Here is an 18757-nt window from a genome sequence, read left to right on the forward strand (position 1 = left end):
GATTAATAAATACTGCACAAGTGTTAATATCACAGATAAATAACCTTTATTTTGGTAAACTGCCAAGATAAAGGTTTTTTGCTTTTTATATACAATAAAAAACCATTTAAAAACAGATTGATAACCTAAACTGTCACTTATTATACTGATTAATAGTATCGAGATTTATGCTTTCAGATTCATTAAAAAAAGAAATTCGCGCCAACTATGAGCTTATTACTCAAGCTTTACCACAATTTAAAGCGCGTAAAGCTCAGAACTATTTAGTTGCCGAAATAGCAAAAGTTTTAGCAGGAAACTATGATAAATCACGCCGAATATTAGTCGCAGAAGCAGGGACAGGAATAGGCAAATCACTCGCTTATATTTTAGCCGGGCTTCCTGTAGCACTTAGGTTAAATAAAAAACTCATTATTTCTACTGCAACAGTAACGCTACAAGAGCAGTTAATTAGTAAAGACCTGCCATTTTTTCTACGTCATAGCGATTACAAGTTTACTTTTACACTAGCAAAAGGCCGTCAACGTTATTGTTGTGAACATAAATTATTAAATCAACATAATAACGATAACCAACAAACACAACTATTCATTGAAAAGCCTCAAGCAGGCGATGCGGAACTATTAAATAGATTAAAAACAGCGTATCTAGATGGTAAATGGAATGGCGATCAAGATAGTTGGCCAACACCTATACCTTATCGTATTTGGCAACAAATTGTGTCCGATAAACACAGCTGTAAAAAAGCGTTAGCCAATCACAGGCAATGCCCTTTCCATCGCGCTCGAGATAACATTAATAAAGCCGATGTTATTGTAGTAAATCATGCCTTATTGTTAGCTGATTTGGAATTAGGTGGTGGCGTCATTTTACCCGATCCTGATGCTTGTTTCTATGTACTTGATGAAGCTCATCATTTACCCAAAATTTCTCGCGACTTTTCTAGTGCAAACGTCAATATAAAAACCAGTCAAGAATGGCTTAAAAAAATAAAACAAGTTAGCACTCATATTAATCGTGTTGTTCATCGTCAAACAACGATCACGCCTAATTTAAATATGTTAGAAAGTGCGAATGAAATCATTAATGATTTAAAAACCATTGAATTGTATTTTAGAAATAACCCGCTTAACTATAACAAATCAAACCAATATCGTTTCCCAATGGGTGAAGTACCACAACCTATAGTCAATGCATTAATTAGTTTAAAAGAAGAATCAAAAAAATGCTTAAGTGCACTTAATAAATTGGTTAATATCACTTCAGAAGAATTAAAAGATGCCAATATAAAACTCTCAGACGCAGAGCCTATTTTGATTGAAACAGGTTATTATATTCAACGTTTAGAAACTCTTTGCGCTTTGTGGACCATGTTACTAAAAGAGCGAACCTCCACTCAAGCACCGATTGCTGCATGGGTAAATAATGAAAATGAAGGTTTCACTTTATGTGCAAGCCCATTAGAAGTAGGTGGTCTATTAGAGTACATGCTGTGGTCACAAGGCGCTGGCGTAATTTTGTGTTCAGCGACCCTAACGTCGTTGAATAGTTTTGATTACTTTATGCGTCAAGCAGGTTTAAAGAATAATGATGGAACACAATATCTACGCCTAAAATCACCGTTCGATTACCCTTCTATTGCGCTTAATGTGGCAAAAATGAAATATGATCCAACAGAACCCGGATTTGATAATGAATTAGTTGATAATATAGCGCAGCGAATAGAAGAGAAAGAAGGTAATTTAGTGTTATTTGCTTCTTATTGGCAAATGAATTTAGTTGCCGAAAAACTACGTAAAAAATTTCCTAATGCATTATTAATTCAAGGAGAAAGTTCGCGTAGTAGAATGATTGAAACTCATAAAAAAGCTTGCGATAAAGGGCTCACTAGCATTTTATTTGGAACAGGTAGTTTCGCAGAGGGATTAGATTTACCTGGGCATTATTTAACTAATTTGATGATCACCAAGTTACCTTTTGCGGTACCTGATTCTCCTGTTGAAGAAGCACATGCAGAATGGATCACTTCAAAAGGTGGAAACCCATTTATGCAAATAACCATTCCAGAAGCGAGTAAAAAATTAATACAATCTTGCGGTCGTTTGATCCGTAAAGAAACAGATACCGGGAACATAACACTGTTAGATAAACGTGTGATCACTAAACGTTATGGTAAAAGCTTAATTGACTCCCTTCCTCCTTTTGCTTTAAATGTAGAGAAATAAAATGACAGAGTTTGTATTAGATCCTAACAGCTGGATGCTATTAGCCTTAGTTGGTTTATTTGCAGGGTTTATTGATGCCGTTGTAGGTGGTGGTGGGATGTTAACCGTACCAGCTTTATTAAGTGTTGGTTTACCACCACATTTAACATTGGGCACTAATAAATTATCAGCAAGTTTCGCTTCAGGTACTGCAGCCTATACTTATTTTCGTAAAAACCTATTTGATCCCATTTTTTGGAAGCATTGTTTTTACAGTACATTTATTGGGGCTGTATGTGGCACCGTATTAGTTAACTTTATTTCCACCGAGTTTTTAAATAAGTTTTTACCTTTAATTATCTTAGGTGTGGCTCTTTATACTTTATTCAGTCGAGTAAAGGAGATTGATAATAAACAATTACCAGAAAACACCCTGAAGTTAAGAATAACACAGCGTTTACAAGGTTTTACATTAGGCTTTTATGATGGTGTTTCTGGCCCTGGAACAGGCGCATTTTGGGTTATTTCGAATATGCGTTTATATCGTCTAAATATTTTGCTTTCTAGCGGTATTGCAAAAGCAATGAACTTTACTAGTAACCTAGTTGCTTTAATTATTTTTATTGCTTTTGGAGAAGTTAATTGGTTTATTGGATTAACCATGGGGGCTTGTTTAATGCTAGGAGCTTTTATTGGAGCCCATTCTGCAATCCATTTTGGCGCTAAATTTATACGACCATTATTTATTATGGTTGTACTTATCATGGCGATTAATCTTGGGTATAACGCATGGTTCAGTTAGTTGATTTAAAACACTTAAACGCTTTGTCTGAACAACTTGATGCACTAACGGTACGTTGTCAGCAATGGGATCAAAAAATAACATTAACTGAGAATAAATCATTTCGTTTTGAAGTGCATTTATTTACAACAAGCAGTTTAACATTGAGTGGTTATTGCCAACAAATCCACCATACTTTTGCACACTTAAAACATGTTACAAGTAAAAATATGGATAACGTGATCGTTCAATATGAATGCGAACGATTTATTAATCAATTCTCTGCATTGTTGAACATTGTTAATCAATTAGATGCAGGAAAAGCAGAAGGTTTATACAAACGTTATTCAACACAACAAGAAAAAGTATATCAACAATTACAGCGCCAATATCAATATGAGCAACGATTATTAACAATGATATCCGAAGAAAACATTTTGTACCAAAACGCAACAACAATGAATAAATCAACACACAAAGCCCGTATTAGTGCGCTTAAAAAGCGCTATCAAAAGTGTAATGAATTTACTCAATCACTAGAATTTAAAATGGAAGCATTAGACAATGACTAATAAGCAACCAACTAACACAGCGTCTACTGCATTAGATAAAGCACCTTTAGAAATCAAACTAGCCGTTGATTTAATTCAATTACTAGAAGAAAGTAAAATTGATATTGAAATAACGATTAAAGCATTAGAAATAACATTACAAGATTTCAAAAATAAACAGAATAGTTAACTATTCTGGTCAAGCCCAACCGGACACCTGACTTTGTAAATTTTCATAGTTAATCGGCGTTAAGTCGCCGAGTGCTGTATGAAGCCGTTCGTGGTTGTAATAACGGATATATTCTTCAGCATCCATCTTCATTGCATCACGTGTTAAGTGAACAATATTTAATAACCATTCATTCTTTAAACTGCCAATAAATCGTTCTACAACTGCGTTATCTAAACAAGCTCCAACACTGCTCATTGAGGCTATTATTTTATATTTTCTCAGTAACTGACTAAATCGCCCACTTGTATATTGAGAACCACGATCATTGTGAAACATTAACCCAGACTCAGGTCGTCTGATGTTAATCGCCATTTGTAATGCTCGCTCAACTAAATCAACCGTCATGCGTTTTGATAGTGACCAACCGATAACCTTACGTGAGTATAAGTCCATGACGACGGCTAAATACATCCAACCTTGATTGGTTCTCAAATAGGTGACGTCACCTGCTCAAACTAAGTTTGCGTACTTAGGATTAAACTGCTGCCTTAATAAATTATCGGCAACGCTATCACGGTGTTTACGCTTGGTTGTTATTTATATGCCTGACGCTGTCTCACGACTAGTTTTAGCTTACGCATGATACTGCGAGTGCGATAAAGTCCAACATTGAGCCAGCCAGTCTTAAATTCTTACACAACTGACAAGAACCTAAACTGCCACGACTACGTTTAAATAGCTGTCGTGCAGTACGGTACATATTTAACTCTTCTTCACTGATGATTTTAGCTGGGCGTTCTAGCCAATCATAAAATGCACTACGGCTTACTTGTAGTTCAAAAGCATATTCTGATTTAGTTGTTGAACTTTAGTGAGTTATTAACAACCTCTATAATCTTTAATAGGAAGAAATGATTCTTCCTGTTATTTTCCCTATGCATCTCTTAAATTGATATTTAGCGATAAAACCAAGCTTACGATGTTAACCCATTTCTAAATTATCCAGAAAACTGAAGTTCAAATAACAAGTAAGATTGACCTATTATTTAATATGATTACTATCATAATATCACTGTTAATAATGGAGTATTAAGTGAGTAAAAATAAGGTATTAAGCTATTTATCCGGATTATTGTATTTCATCTCCTACCAGATATTTGCGCAAAATGGATTATATAAACCTAATCTCTTAATTCAAGAAGGTATTGACCCACAGATCCTTAATCTTGCTGTGGCAACATTTAGCCCAGAAGTTGCATTAACTCTTGATACCACCCAAGTAATCGAATCAAACAATAAAAAAACTAAATTAAATTACAAGCTTCTATATGACCCTTTTACAAATTACGGTATTGACCTGCGTTTACAAGTCCCCAAACAATACGAACACCTTTTAGCAGGTAAAGATATTTCAAATACCCTAGATGAAATAATGGCATTACAGATAAAACTAGGTAATACATCTGTATATGATCCAGATAGCTTTAAAATTGTTTCCAAAACCGAGCAGCAAACCGTTATCTCATTTACTTTGTTAAAAGATGAAATTCCTTATGAAATAAAACAATATAGAAGCTTTAAAGGCTATGTTTACATTACATCACACCGAATTAATAAAATAGTGATAAGCAATCAAGAATCTTTTGAAGATCAAGGTATTGATGTCACTATATTTGAGAAAGAGCTAACCTTTAACTCAGTACCTTTTAATGGCGGTTATTTATTACAGGGTATTAAAATTGAAAAGCAAGGCATTAAAAATGGAGAAAAATATCATTCGCTGATTAATGCTGTTGTTTCGTCTTATCAAAACCATAAATTAGATCCTGTCAGTTTTTCAGGCGGTATACAAAAAAAAACTCCTTTCTCTGAATCAGACTATAAAACCTATTATGTAGAGCTTGATCGAATATTCCCTTTGTTTGGCCAAGAAGCACGTAAACAAGGTTATGATTTACCGAAGCCTTTTGGTATATCAATGATTAGTATGTTACAAGAAACAACCATGCATATGACAAGTTTTGCCGTGAATGGAAAAGATGTAGGTAATTTAGTTGGTGGTGATGATGCAAAAGTTGTTAATAGCTCCGCTGTCATGTTAGTGCGTGCAGATATGTGGTTATTACCTTTTTTAAACGTTGGATTAATTGTCGGTAAAACTCAAACCCTTAGTGATATAACTTTACAAGTATTGCCTAATGGTTTTAATCCATCTATTCCTATTTTTGATGATATCGGTCCTGGTGATTATTTTACAGTGAACGATGCTAAAAGTAGTAGTGTTGTATATGGTGGTGGTGCAACTATTGCTGGAGGGGTCGGTAATTACTTTGGTACAGTGGATTTACAATATGTAACTGCATATACCAAGAAAGCCGATGCGGAATTAAAAATGTCTATCATCACTCCAATCGTAGGTTATCATTTTAAAGAAATTGGGTTAAGGGCATTACTAGGAGCACAATATCAAGATACCGCAAATCGAATCGTTGCTAACTTTGTTAAAAATCAAGTGGTTGTAGGGTTAAGATCTAAAAAATGGACTGGACTGGTAGGTGTTGAGAAAAGCTTTGCTCGCCATTGGAGCAGTTCATTAATGTTTAGTTATGGTGAGGATAGGAATAATCTAAACTTAGTAGTAGGTTATCGTTTTTAATATTGTATTCATTATTTAAAAAGGGCATCAATTGATGTCCTTTTTGATTTAACAATAAAGCTTATTTAAATATTAAACTTTTCGCCAAGTAGTACCATTAGCACCATCTTCAAGCACTATATTTAATGCAGCCAACTTATCACGAGCATCATCTGCGCTCGCCCAGTCTTTATTCGCCCTTGCTGTATTACGTTGTAATATCAATGCTTCAATCTCAGCAACTTGATCATCTTCACCATTACCTTGTGAAGTACCTTGTAAAAAATCATCCGGCGATTGAGATAATAAACCTAACACATTAGCAAATTTTACTAACATGCTTCCTAACGCTACCGCTTTATCCATATTGGTTGCTTTGATTCTATTGATCTCTTTTGCTAAATCAAACAATACCGCTAATGCTTCCGGTGTATTAAAGTCATCATCCATGGCTTTAACAAAACCTTGATAGAATTTATTGCTCTTAAATTCATCATCAAACTCATTAATACCAACAATTTTAATATCACGAATAGCTGTATATAGTCGCTCTAAACTCGCTCTCGCTTGTTTTAAGTTATCTTCTGAGTAATTTAATTGGCTACGGTAGTGACCAGATATTAAAAAATAACGAACAGATTCACTATCATATACATCGAGTACATCTTTAATGGTGAAGAAGTTATTTAATGATTTCGACATTTTAACTTTATCAACTTGCACCATGCCTGAATGCATCCAAGTATTCACATACTTACCGTGATGCGCACAACATGACTGAGCAATTTCATTTTCATGATGTGGAAAACTTAAATCAGAACCACCGCCATGAATGTCAAACACTTCACCTAAATGTTTTCTGTTCATTGCTGAACATTCAATATGCCAACCAGGACGCCCTTCCCCCCATGGAGATGACCAAGATGGTTCGCCCGCTTTAGCCATTTTCCATAATACAAAGTCTAATGGATCATGTTTACTATCTTCTACTTCAACACGTGAGCCAGCTTGTAACATTTCAAGATTTTGACCGCTTAATTGTCCATATTCAGGAAATGAAGAAACAGAGAAAAGTACATCACCAGTATCAGATACATAAGCGTGTCCTTTAGCAATTAACGCTTCAACCATGCTAATAACCTCAGGCATGTGGTCGGTAACACGAGGCTCAATATCAGGTCTAATCATATTCAGTGCATCAAAATCAGCATGCATTGCTTCTGTAAAACGTGTCGTTAGTTGATCACAAGTTTCACTGTTTTCATTAGCACGTTTAATAATTTTATCGTCAACATCGGTAATGTTACGAATAAAGTTTAAATCATAACCACTAAAGCGTAAGTAACGAGCGACAGTATCAAAAGCAACAAAAGTACGACCATGTCCAATATGACAATAATCATAAATAGTGACACCACATACATACATCCCGACCTTACCGGTAACAAGGGGTTTAAATTCTTCTTTAGTTCGAGTTAGGGAGTTGTATATTTTTAACATTTTCCATCCAATGCGATTACTGTAAAGCGCCTATTCTAACCTGCTAAAGTGACAAATTCACCCTTTGTATTTAATGAATTACCTAGTTAAGGTATGATAACGCTCTTTTTGAAGATAGGATTTAACTATGATTACTTTACATACAAATTTTGGCGATATCGCACTAGAAATGAATGAAGAAAAAGCACCTAAAACAGTGGCAAACTTTATTAAATATGCAACCAGTGGTCATTATGACAACACTATTTTCCACCGTGTTATCGATGGTTTCATGATCCAAGGTGGTGGTTTTGCCCCTGGTATGGAAGAAAAAGATAGCCAAAAGCCAATTAAAAATGAAGCAAACAACGGTTTATCTAATGTTAAATATTCTGTTGCAATGGCTCGTACTATGGAACCACATTCAGCTTCAGCTCAATTTTTTATTAATGTTGGTGATAATAAATTTTTAGACTTTAAATCAGAGACAACTGATGGTTGGGGATACTGTGTATTTGCTAAAGTAGTCGCTGGTGAAGATGTTGTAGATAAAATCAAAGTTGTTGCAACAGGTAACGCACATTATGTTCACCAAGATGTGCCACTAGATGATGTTGTTATCACTAGTGTTACTGTAGCTTAATCTATGATGCGCACTTTATTCATTGCAGATTTACATCTCAGCGAAAATCATCGACACATTAGCGATGCTTTTTTTTCTTTTCTTGAAAAGGAAGCAGTCAATGCTGAGACACTTTATATCCTTGGTGATATGTTTGAAGTCTGGATCGGTGATGATGAACACACACCTTTAATGGATGAAGTTGCGCAAAAATTAACGCAGTTTTCTCAAAAAAACAATACTCCTATTTTTTATATACACGGTAATCGTGACTTTATGATTGGAAAACGTTATGCAAAACAAGCTTCCATGACATTATTACCTGAGCATACTGAAATTGATTTATACGGTTGTAAGACGTTAATTATGCATGGTGATACGCTTTGTTTATTTGATAAAAATTATCAACGCATGCGTAAAGTTATTCATAATCCAATGCTGCAATTTATTTTTAATTGCTTGCCCCTGAGATTACGTAAACGTATTGGTTGGAAAATTCGCACAGCGAGCCAGTCAAAGAAAGTTTATAAAAATACAAATATGATGGGTGTAACACAAGATGAAGTTTTACGTTTAATGTCTAAACACAACGTACAACACCTTATCCATGGCCATACACATCAAGCTTTTATTCATGACTTGGAAGTTAATAACAAAGCAGGAAAACGTTATGATGTAGGTGATTGGTATAATAATTTAAGTTATGTGGAAGCCTCTCCTACAGGCGTTGAATTAGTCGTTCGTCCTATTAATTACTATCAATAATTATTTTATAATTTCCTCATGAAAAACAACCGTAACCCCTTAAAATGATATTACGGTTGTTATTGCTTATCTTTCTTTTAATAATCGTCGTAATACCTTACCAACATTATTTTTAGGCAGTTCAGTGACTATTTCAATATTTTTAGGTTGTTTATAACGAGTTAAATATTTAGCACAATGAGCCTTAATGGTTGAAACTTTAATATTAAAATTACTCAATACCACAAATAATTTTACAGCCTCACCAGACACGTCATCATCAATGCCTACTACAGCAGCTTCAAGTACTCCATCTAACTGAGTAACGATATCTTCGATTTCATTAGGATAAACATTAAAGCCAGACACTAATATCATATCTTTTTTGCGGTCAACAAGACGTAACAAGCCTTTTTCATCAAAAAGCCCTATGTCACCACTCTTAAACCACCCATCATTAAAAACAACTTTTGTTTCTTCTTCATTTTGCCAATAACAATCCATTACTTGTGGACCTTTTATTTCAATTTCCCCTGGTGTATTAAAGTCCTCAATTATATTATTTTGATCATCAATTAACCGTAAGTCAGTACCTGGCATAGGAAGGCCAATTGAACCATCATGTGCAGTAACATTATATGAATTAACACTCACCATAGGCGCACACTCAGTTAGCCCATAACCTTCTATAACTGTACTACCCGTTACTTCTTTCCAGTGCGATGCAACTTTAGTTTGTGTGGCCATGCCCCCTGCTAAAGTAATTTTCAAATGGCTAAAATCAACGCTATCAATTTTAGGGTGATGTAATAAAGCATTGAACAAAGTATTTAATGCAGTGAAGTAAGTGAAGTTATATTTGCTTAAAGTTTTTATGAAAGTATCTAAATCACGAGGGTTAGTGATCAATAAATTAGTTGCGCCTTTTTTAATAAAAAATAGACAATTCACAGTGAGAGCAAAGGCATGATACAAGGGTAATGCGGTCACAATCATTTCACTTTCTTGCTTCACCGTTAAACCAAATACACCATCAGCTTGAGCTAAGCTGGCTGCCATATTACGGTGTGACATCACTGCGCCTTTTGAAACACCGGTTGTGCCTCCTGTATATTGAATAAATGCAATATCATCTAAACGGATCACTGGGCGAACATACGCAAATTTAGCACCATCTTTTAATGCAGAACGATAACTTTTAGCGCCGGGCAACTTAAATTTTGGCACCATTTTTTTCACATAAGCCACTATAAAATTAACTAAATTCCTTTTAATCAGTGGTAATGCATCACCTAGTTTTGTTAAAACAACGTGTTGGATCTGTGTTTCTTTAACAATACTTTCTAATGTTTGAGCGAAATTAGAAACAATAAAAATGGCTTTTGCACCAGAATCATTTAATTGATGTTTAAGTTCAGAAGCCGTATAAAGTGGGTTCACGTTTACCACAGTTAAACCCGCTCTTAAAATACCTAATAATATAATCGGATACTGTAAAAGATTAGGCATCATGATAGCAACACGATCGCCTTTGCTTAGCTGCGATGTTTGTTGCAAATAAACAGCAATTTGACGAGACTGCAGCTCTAATTCAGCATAACTAAGCGTCTCATCCATATTAATAAAAGCAGTATGATCAGCATACTCTTTAAAGGTATGTTCAATCATTTCTACTAAATCAATAAAACTACTTTCATCTAATTGACTACTGATCCCTTCAGGGTACTTATCTAACCATGGTTTAAACATATAAAATCCTTTTATACCGATTACATTACAAGGTGTAAATTGATGTAAATGGCTGTTCCCTTTACGAAATTTACAACGAGAAAGTGAGTTTTTTACAAGTAAAATAGATAAGTTATTTATTGTGATTGATATTATATAAATACCAAGTCTGCTATTTTCAGACTGATATAAAAAAACCGACTATAAAAGTCGGCTTTTTCAATGACCTTTAGAAACTTATCGTTACATTATAGATTAGCGTAATCTAAGGTAATGTGCCCAGCTTCAATTAAAAAAGCATCAATAGGCTCAAAATCATCAGGAACATCATCTAATGATTTCACTTCTTTTAAACCTGCTCTTTTTAAACGCTCGTTAGTACGAACCAATCCTTCTGCTTCATTTTTTTCACGCTCGCTCACACGTTGTTTTTTAAGCAATGAGATTGTTGTTTTATCTTTTTCAGCAAGATATTCCTGAATATCAGCATCTAAATAACTAAATTCTACTTCACTTTTAATACGTTTTTGATGAGCTAAAATTAACTTTTTAATCACTGGTTCAAGGTTGTTAAGTTTAGTATATTTCGCCGACTTAATATTATCCCAAGGCAATGCATTTTTTTCTAAACTCTCACCAGTATCCTTAGGGTCAATAGCAGTTGGAAATTTTATATCAGGAATAACGCCTTTATTTTGCGTACTACCACCATTGATGCGATAGAACTTAGCAATGGTGTACTGTACAGAACCAACTGCATCTTGGTTTTGATCGTAATAGCGAGCAATACGACGGTGCTGCTGTACAGTTCCTTTACCAAAACTTTGTTCGCCAATAATGATCGCTCTACCATGATCTTGTAATGCGGCTGCAAATATTTCAGATGCTGATGCACTATAACGATTGATTAATACAGTTAATGGACCGGTATAAGTAACTGCGCCATCATCATCAGATTGAACTGCAATTTGCTGGCGACTATCTCTTACCTGTACTACTGGACCACTTTTGATAAATAACCCAGTTAACAATGTAGCTTCAGTCAAAGCACCACCGCCATTATTACGTAAATCAATCACAATGCCTTTAACGTCTTTCTTGGCAAGTACAGCTAGTTCACGTTTAACATCTTCACTTAAATTCATGTAAAAGCTTGGAATGGTGATCACGCCAATGTTTTTACCATCAATTACTTCTACTGATGATTTTGCTTCTCTATCTTCAAGATGAATTTCTTCTCGAACAATTTTAATCACACGGCTTTTATCGCCAGCTTTACCTGATAAGATCTGTAGCTGAACCGTTGTACCTTTAGGCCCTTTAATCAACTCAACAATATCGTCTAAACGCCAACCTATAACATCAACAATTTTTTTACCGTCCTGGCCAACACCAATGATGCGATCGTCTTTAAATAATTGTTTTGATTTATCTGCTGGACCACCAGGCACTAAACTACGTATTACAGTGTAATCATCTTCCAGTTGTAAAACAGCACCAATACCTTCAAGAGAAAGATTCATTTCCATTTGAAAACGTTCAGCGTTACGTGGAGATAAATAACTAGTATGAGGTTCAATAGTATGTGCATAAGCATTCATAAAAGTTTGAAAAACATCTTCACTTTCAGTTTGAGTTAAATGCTTAAGTGCATAATTATAACGTTTTGTTAAAAGCGTTTTAATTTCTGGCCATTTTTTGCCAGATAAAGCTAAATTTAATTCATCCGACTTAACACGCGCAGTCCACAGTGCATCTAATTCTTTTTTATCTTTAGGCCATGCAGCTTCACTACGATCGAATTGATACTCTTCGTCTGTATCGAATTTCATTTCTTTATCTAATAAGGAAAGAGCATAAGTAAAACGTTCATAACGACGAGTTAAATTAAGCTGATAAATCTCATATACAGATTTCAAATCACCAAATTTAAGATCGTCATCAAAAGAGTATTGATAAGCTTTCATTTTATCAATATCACTTTGCATAAAGATCTGTTTATTAAAATCTAGCTGCTTAATATAACGTTCAAATATTTTTTCAGATAATTGGTCATCTAAAGGCAAATATTTGTAATGGGAGCGACTAAATAAATCGCTTACTCTTTTCGCCACTTTTGCATGTTGAGGTTCTTGATGTAACTGTGGAATGTCTTTTAAGCTAACATTAGTTACGGTGGCAAACGCGGCCCCAACAAAAAGAAGTTGAGATAAAATCAATGCATGACGAAAGAGTTTTTTCATTAAAATACCTTTTATACGATTAAATGCTTAGCTTTCACTTTAACAACCATTCCAGAGTCTAGTTGTACTTGAACTTCTTCTTTTAAAATTTCTACTACCGTCGCTGAAACAGGCGATTTTCCTAATAACACTTTAACTGATTGTGCTACTTTTAATTCATTATGATTAGCTTCTTTATATTGGCTTAAATCAATTTCAGGTTGTTTCGCAACTTTTTTAGGAGCTGTTTTTTTACGATTTGGTACTGTTACTTTTTTAGCAGGTCGGCTAGCTGCTTTATTTGCTTCAGTTTTCTTTTTATTAGCAAATGCTTTTTCTTTACTTTCTTTTAATGAAAGCTGAGCGTGATCTGCATGTTCTTGAGAAACTTCATCCCCTTCAACACCGTCTAGGTCAACTCGTTTAGCACCAGCTTTTACACAATGAAGGTAACGCCAGCTCATTGTATATTGACGTAAAGCACCACGAAGTTGTGTTTTACTCACGCGAGTCTCATTTTCTAAACGCGTAGCTAGTTCTTGAAACACACCAATTTTTAATGGTTTTGCAGACTCTGTCCCGGTGATAAAACAAGCTGGGAATTGTTCTGTTAAGAAGGCAATGATTTGTTTGTTATTTGTAAACTTTTCTGTGTTTTCCATGTAAAACCTAATATTTAAAAACGATGTTGAAAGATATTCAAAGTAAATCTCTGATTATCAGTAAGAAAATTACTCAGTAGTATAGTGTTGCGTTTATTAAATGTGAAACGAATTATCGTCATAGCGGGCTATTCCCTTCAATTTAATGATATTTCTAATGAATAGTGAATATTTACACATATCCCTACACCTTTTTTATAAAAACAAGTAGAATCTCACATCACATTTTTACTAAAATGTCCCAATTTTTTATTGAAGAGAATATGATGAAACCAGAATTATTATCGCCAGCAGGCACTTTAAAAAACATGCGTTATGCTTTTGCTTATGGAGCTGATGCCGTTTATGCAGGACAACCTCGTTATTCTCTTCGTGTACGTAATAATGAATTTAATATTGAAAAATTACAGCTTGGTATTAATGAAGCTCATGCCCAAGGTAAAAAACTGTATGTGGTTTGTAATATTCAGCCTCACAACTCTAAGCTAAAAACATTCATTCGTGATATGAAACCCGTTGTTGATTTAAAACCTGACGCGTTAATTATGTCAGATCCAGGTTTGATCATGATGGTCCGTGAAGCTTTTCCAGATATGGCAATACATTTAAGTGTACAGGCAAATGCGGTTAACTGGGCAACAGTCAAATTTTGGTATTCACAAGGTATAGAACGCGTTATTTTATCTCGCGAACTTTCACTGGATGAGATCGAAGATATTCGCTTCCATTGTCCTGATATAGAAATAGAAGTTTTTGTACATGGGGCGTTATGCATGGCTTATTCAGGCCGTTGCTTATTATCAGGTTATATCAATAAGCGTGACCCTAACCAAGGTACATGTACCAACTCATGTCGTTGGAAATACGATGCTCATGAAGCAACAGAAAATGAAACGGGTGATATTGTTGCAGTGCACAAACCAGAACCAACATTAGGTAGCGGTCAAACAACGGATCAAATTTTCTTATTGCAAGAAGAAGGCCGTCCAAACGAATACATGCCAGCTTTTGAAGACGAACATGGCACTTACATAATGAACTCAAAAGATCTACGTGCGATTCAACATGTAGAGCGACTTTTAAAAATCGGTGTTCACTCATTAAAAATTGAAGGTCGTACTAAAAGCTTTTATTACTGTGCCCGTACTGCACAGGTTTATCGTAAAGCAATGGATGATGCTATTGCAGGCCGCCCTTTTGATCCGTCACTAATGGGGTCGTTAGAAAATTTAGCACACCGAGGTTACACAGAAGGCTTTTTAAGCCGCCATACTCATGACCAATATCAGAATTATGACTATGGTTATTCAATCAGCGAGACTCAACAATTTGTTGGAGAAATTACAGGTCGCAACCAACAAGGCTTAGCTGAAGTGAACGTGAAAAATAAATTTTTACTCGGTGATAAATTAGAATTAATGACACCACAAGGTAATATCAATTTCAAACTTGAAGAATTACATAACCGTAAAGGTGAGTTAGTGGATGTGGCACCAGGATCTGGTCATGTATTATATATTCCAATTCCAAAAGAGATTGATCTCAACCACGGTTTATTAATGCGTAATTTAACTTCGGGTGCAGATACTCGTAATCCGCACGCTAAATAAGATGGCGCTATTAATAGAAGATACTTGTATCAACTGTGATATGTGCGATCCAGAGTGTCCCAATGAAGCCATTACTTTTGGTGCTGAAATCTACGAAATTAATCCAGATTTATGCACGGAATGTGTTGGCTTTTATGAAAAAGCAACTTGTGTTGCAGTGTGCCCTATCAACTGCATTATTGTTGATCCTCAGCATGTTGAAACACAAGAACAATTACTCGATAAATTTGCAAATTTATATGTCGATGAGTAATGTCATTCAGCGCTAAATTCACACAGGGAGATCTTTCTGAACATATAATAAAAATGGCGCTAACGAATGTAATTGGGTTAAGCGTCTTTTTTATTGTTGATTTAATCGATATTTATTTCATTAGTTTACTCCACCAGCCACACCTTGTTGCAGCGATTGGTTATGCAGCCGCTATTTTATTTTTCTCCTCCTCATTAAGTATTGCAATGATGATTGCAAACTCAGCAGTGATAGCTAAAAGTATTGGCCAACAAGATATACTTTCAGCCCAAAAATCAGCACTCACCTGTTATTTGTTGACCTTCATTTTTAGTATTTTTATCTCTTTAATTATCTTTTATAACACTACAACAATATTATCTATGATTGGCGCTCAAGCGAGAGAACTTGAGGCTGCCGCTCATTATTTAAAAATAGTTGTTTTTTCCATTCCTCTGGCTGCATTATCGATGCAAATAATAGCGACTTTACGTGCTCTAGGAAAAGCTAAGCTAGCAATGATTTGTACCTTGATAGGAGGAGTCGTTAACCTAATATTAGATCCCCTACTTATATTTTATTTTAAGCTAGATTTAAATGGCGTCGCTTTTGCTTCAATAATTGCGAGAATGGCGATGTTATTACTTGGAGGATATTATTTATTGTATCAACATCGATTTATTGTACGAATGAAACTTGATGATTTTAAAGTAAATACACATAAAATATTAAAAATAGCTCTCCCCGTATCGTTAACACAAATGATCACTCCGATGAGTCATCTTTATATCACTTACGAAATAGCTAAGTTTGGAAGTGATTTTATGGCAGGTTGGGCAATTATCAGCAGATTAATTCCAGTTGCTTTTATAATGCTATTTGCTATGCCTGGTAGTATAGGCCCTATTATTAGCCAGAATTTAGGGGCTAAAAATATTATTAGAGTAAAAGATACACTGAATATTTCACTTAATTTTATAATCAAATATGTCTTAGTATTAGCACTTACATTATCTTTTTTACAAGAGTTTTTAATCCAACTATTTAATGCCCGTAACGATGCCGCAATTTTGCTACGATTTTTTTGTCAATACATTCCCATCAGTTTCATTTTTGTAGCGATGAATTTAGTCGCCATGTCATTTTTAAATAATGTTGGGCACGCTAAAGTGGCGACCCTACTTAATGCAGGAAAAATGTTTTTTGGAATAATTCCATTTGTGAGCTTAGGAGCTTATTATTACGGCGCACAAGGTATACTGGTTGGACAGGCAGTCGCAAGTATCATCTTTTCATTGATAGCTATCGTAATATGTTATAAAAATCTATCAAAATTAAAAGCTCAATGAATATTCTATGGGTCAATTTGTCAGATGATTTAATGGAAATATTAAATTAGTCTATCCTTCTGATATTTAATATTTTATTTGCGCTTTGCAACTGCTAAAATAACCTTTATGACTTCTAATGGATATAGAATTACGCTATGTATTTAATAAGCTTAAGAACGACGCGACTAATCTTGTTATTGCTATCCATAGTTAGCCTTCAAGGCTGTTATCAAAATAAACAACTAACTGATAATACACTCATTTATTGTACAGAAAATAATCCAACATCTTTTAATCCACAAATAAGTAATGATCTCGCTAGTTTAGATGCAACAACACACCAAATTTTTAATCGTTTAGTAAAACTCGACTCCAATACCAATCGATTCATTCCTGATTTAGCTGAAAGCTGGCAACAAAGTGATGATAAATTACATTATCGTTTTACATTACGTAAAAATATCAGCTTTCATCATACTGATTTTTTCACACCCACTCGATTTTTTAATGCCGATGATGTGCTATTTAGTTTTAATCGCATGCTTGATATACAACATCCTTATCATACGGTGAATAATCAAATGGAGAGTTATTCTTATAGCCACCCTTTTTCTAATTTGCTTTCTAAAATAAATAAAATTGATGAGCATACTGTGGAGTTTGTTCTATCAAAACCGGATGTTACTCTATTAGCTAACTTAGCAGCCCATTATGCAGTTATTCAGTCAAAGCAATATGCAGATCAGTCATTACAACGTGGTCAACCTGAAAAGATTGATTTTCAACCGATTGGTACAGGGCCCTTTAAATTTAAAAGCTATACGAGTAATGGTGTGATCCGCTATCAAAAAAATGAGCTTTATTGGCAGGATATGACTAATATTGAAAACCTTATTTACATCACTAATCCAAGTGCAACAAAGCGCTATAGTAAATTACTATCAGGTGAATGTGATGTTATTTCGTATCCAGCGGCTAGTCAGTTAGAGGCAATGAGTAAGAATAAAGAAATCATCTTAAACAGTAAATCCACTTCAAATATCGCGCTATGGGCATTTAACACCAAACAAACCATACTACAGGATGATAAAGTCCGTTATGCGCTATCACAGGCGATTGATAAAAAAACTATCTTACAGGCAGTCTATTTTCAGAGTGCAATACAAACTAATACACTATTGAGCAAACAGTCTTGGGCGCTAAAACCACGTATTGACGAAAATATTTATGCCTCTCAACAGGCCAAAGAAAAGTTACAAACACTTAACTACGATTTTTCTAAAACATTGAGTATTCTAGTACCAGAGAATGCAGCAGTGTTTAATCCTAACTTTCACAAAACAGCTGAATTAATACAATCAAATTTGGCGGATATTGGCGTCATGGCAAAGATTGAGAGCCTCAGCGGAACAGCATTGCAAGCAAGGTTGTTTAGTGGTGATTATGATACTTATTTAACAGGTATCAATGTACATATTAATGATCCTGATAGTATCTTTAGACCTTTATTGAGTTGTGCTTCTTCGCCTGAAAACGGGAATAGTAGTCGCTGGTGTTCACCTCATACTGAATCATTATTAGAACAATCTTTAACAGAATCAAATTTTGCACAACGCATTAAAAGTTATTACCTTTTACAAGATGAAATATATAAAAAACGTCCCTATTTACCCATTGCACACGTATTAAGACTAGATGCAATTTCTTCATCTGTTTTAAATGTACAAGTTAATCCATTAACCGGCATTAATTTTCAATATGCCATTAAACAAGATCTAAATTAA

Annotated in this window: 15 protein-coding genes and 1 pseudogene; 11 read left to right on the top strand and 5 right to left on the bottom strand. The window is 34.7% G+C overall.

Annotated features, from left to right (window positions below; genetic code table 11):
- Positions 1-167 precede the first annotated feature (167 nt).
- Genes dinG through E2R68_RS03040 form a run of 4 tightly spaced genes read left to right on the top strand, consistent with a single transcriptional unit; the run spans position 168 to position 3726 of the window.
- Positions 168-2225: an ATP-dependent DNA helicase DinG gene (gene dinG / locus E2R68_RS03025; protein ID WP_134276031.1), complete on the top strand. Its 2058-nt coding sequence runs from the start codon at positions 168-170 to the stop codon at positions 2223-2225.
- Between the two features lies 1 nt (position 2226).
- Positions 2227-3006: a TSUP family transporter gene (locus tag E2R68_RS03030; RefSeq protein WP_134276032.1), complete on the top strand. Its 780-nt coding sequence runs from the start codon at positions 2227-2229 to the stop codon at positions 3004-3006.
- Entirely contained in the window at positions 2994-3557 is a 564-nt protein-coding gene (gene priC, locus E2R68_RS03035; protein ID WP_134276033.1) for a primosomal replication protein PriC, read from the top strand. Before E2R68_RS03030 ends, priC begins: the two co-directional genes overlap by 13 nt.
- On the top strand, positions 3550-3726 hold the full coding sequence (locus E2R68_RS03040) for a DUF2496 domain-containing protein (RefSeq protein ID WP_134276034.1): 177 nt from the start codon (positions 3550-3552) through the stop codon (positions 3724-3726). Before priC ends, E2R68_RS03040 begins: the two co-directional genes overlap by 8 nt.
- 9 nt (positions 3727-3735) lie before the next feature.
- Here the strand turns inward: E2R68_RS03040 and E2R68_RS14245 are convergent.
- A pseudogene (locus tag E2R68_RS14245) lies at positions 3736-4543 on the bottom strand (IS3 family transposase); the annotation flags it as partial.
- 258 nt (positions 4544-4801) lie between these two features.
- On the opposite strand from E2R68_RS14245, the gene E2R68_RS03050 reads away from it, so the two are divergent.
- Positions 4802-6364, top strand: a complete 1563-nt coding sequence (locus E2R68_RS03050) for a hypothetical protein (RefSeq protein ID WP_134276036.1) — start codon at positions 4802-4804, stop codon at positions 6362-6364.
- Positions 6365-6436: 72 nt separating this feature from the next.
- Here E2R68_RS03050 and cysS read toward each other — a convergent pair whose 3' ends face one another.
- Positions 6437-7843, bottom strand: coding sequence for a cysteine--tRNA ligase (gene cysS, locus E2R68_RS03055; RefSeq protein WP_134276037.1), 1407 nt, complete (start codon positions 7841-7843; stop codon positions 6437-6439).
- Between the two features lie 127 nt (positions 7844-7970).
- Here cysS and E2R68_RS03060 point away from each other — a divergent pair, with 127 nt between their 5' ends.
- Both E2R68_RS03060 and E2R68_RS03065 read left to right on the top strand, forming a co-directional pair.
- On the top strand, positions 7971-8465 hold the full coding sequence (locus tag E2R68_RS03060; protein WP_134276038.1) for a peptidylprolyl isomerase: 495 nt from the start codon (positions 7971-7973) through the stop codon (positions 8463-8465).
- A 3-nt stretch (positions 8466-8468) separates the two neighbouring features.
- Positions 8469-9209, top strand: coding sequence for a UDP-2,3-diacylglucosamine diphosphatase (locus E2R68_RS03065; protein WP_243834582.1), 741 nt, complete (start codon positions 8469-8471; stop codon positions 9207-9209).
- Between the two features lie 66 nt (positions 9210-9275).
- Here E2R68_RS03065 and E2R68_RS03070 read toward each other — a convergent pair whose 3' ends face one another.
- From E2R68_RS03070 to proQ, 3 genes are all read right to left on the bottom strand, one after another.
- The gene (locus E2R68_RS03070; protein ID WP_134276039.1) at positions 9276-10937 is read right to left on the bottom strand and encodes an AMP-binding protein; all 1662 of its coding nucleotides are present in this window, start codon (positions 10935-10937) and stop codon (positions 9276-9278) included.
- Between the two features lie 227 nt (positions 10938-11164).
- Positions 11165-13159 carry a carboxy terminal-processing peptidase gene (prc, locus tag E2R68_RS03075; protein ID WP_134276040.1) on the bottom strand — a complete coding sequence of 665 codons (1995 nt, stop codon included), beginning with the start codon at positions 13157-13159 and terminating at the stop codon, positions 11165-11167.
- Positions 13160-13170: 11 nt separating this feature from the next.
- Positions 13171-13800 (bottom strand): RNA chaperone ProQ, encoded by a 630-nt coding sequence (gene proQ, locus E2R68_RS03080; protein WP_134276041.1) that lies wholly within the window; start codon positions 13798-13800, stop codon positions 13171-13173.
- Positions 13801-14063: 263 nt separating this feature from the next.
- Here proQ and trhP point away from each other — a divergent pair, with 263 nt between their 5' ends.
- From trhP to E2R68_RS03100, 4 genes are all read left to right on the top strand, one after another.
- Complete coding sequence (trhP, locus tag E2R68_RS03085; protein WP_166738789.1) at positions 14064-15410, top strand: prephenate-dependent tRNA uridine(34) hydroxylase TrhP; 1347 nt, start codon at positions 14064-14066, stop codon at positions 15408-15410.
- Between the two features lies 1 nt (position 15411).
- Positions 15412-15663, top strand: coding sequence for a YfhL family 4Fe-4S dicluster ferredoxin (locus E2R68_RS03090; RefSeq protein WP_134276043.1), 252 nt, complete (start codon positions 15412-15414; stop codon positions 15661-15663).
- 53 nt (positions 15664-15716) lie between these two features.
- A complete protein-coding gene (locus tag E2R68_RS03095; RefSeq protein ID WP_243834589.1) occupies positions 15717-16991 on the top strand; it encodes an MATE family efflux transporter in 1275 nt (424 codons plus the stop codon).
- Positions 16992-17128: 137 nt separating this feature from the next.
- Positions 17129-18757 (top strand): ABC transporter substrate-binding protein, encoded by a 1629-nt coding sequence (locus tag E2R68_RS03100; protein WP_134276045.1) that lies wholly within the window; start codon positions 17129-17131, stop codon positions 18755-18757.

The organism is Psychromonas algarum, assembly GCF_004376845.1.
In the GTDB taxonomy this organism is placed as follows: domain Bacteria; phylum Pseudomonadota; class Gammaproteobacteria; order Enterobacterales; family Psychromonadaceae; genus Psychromonas.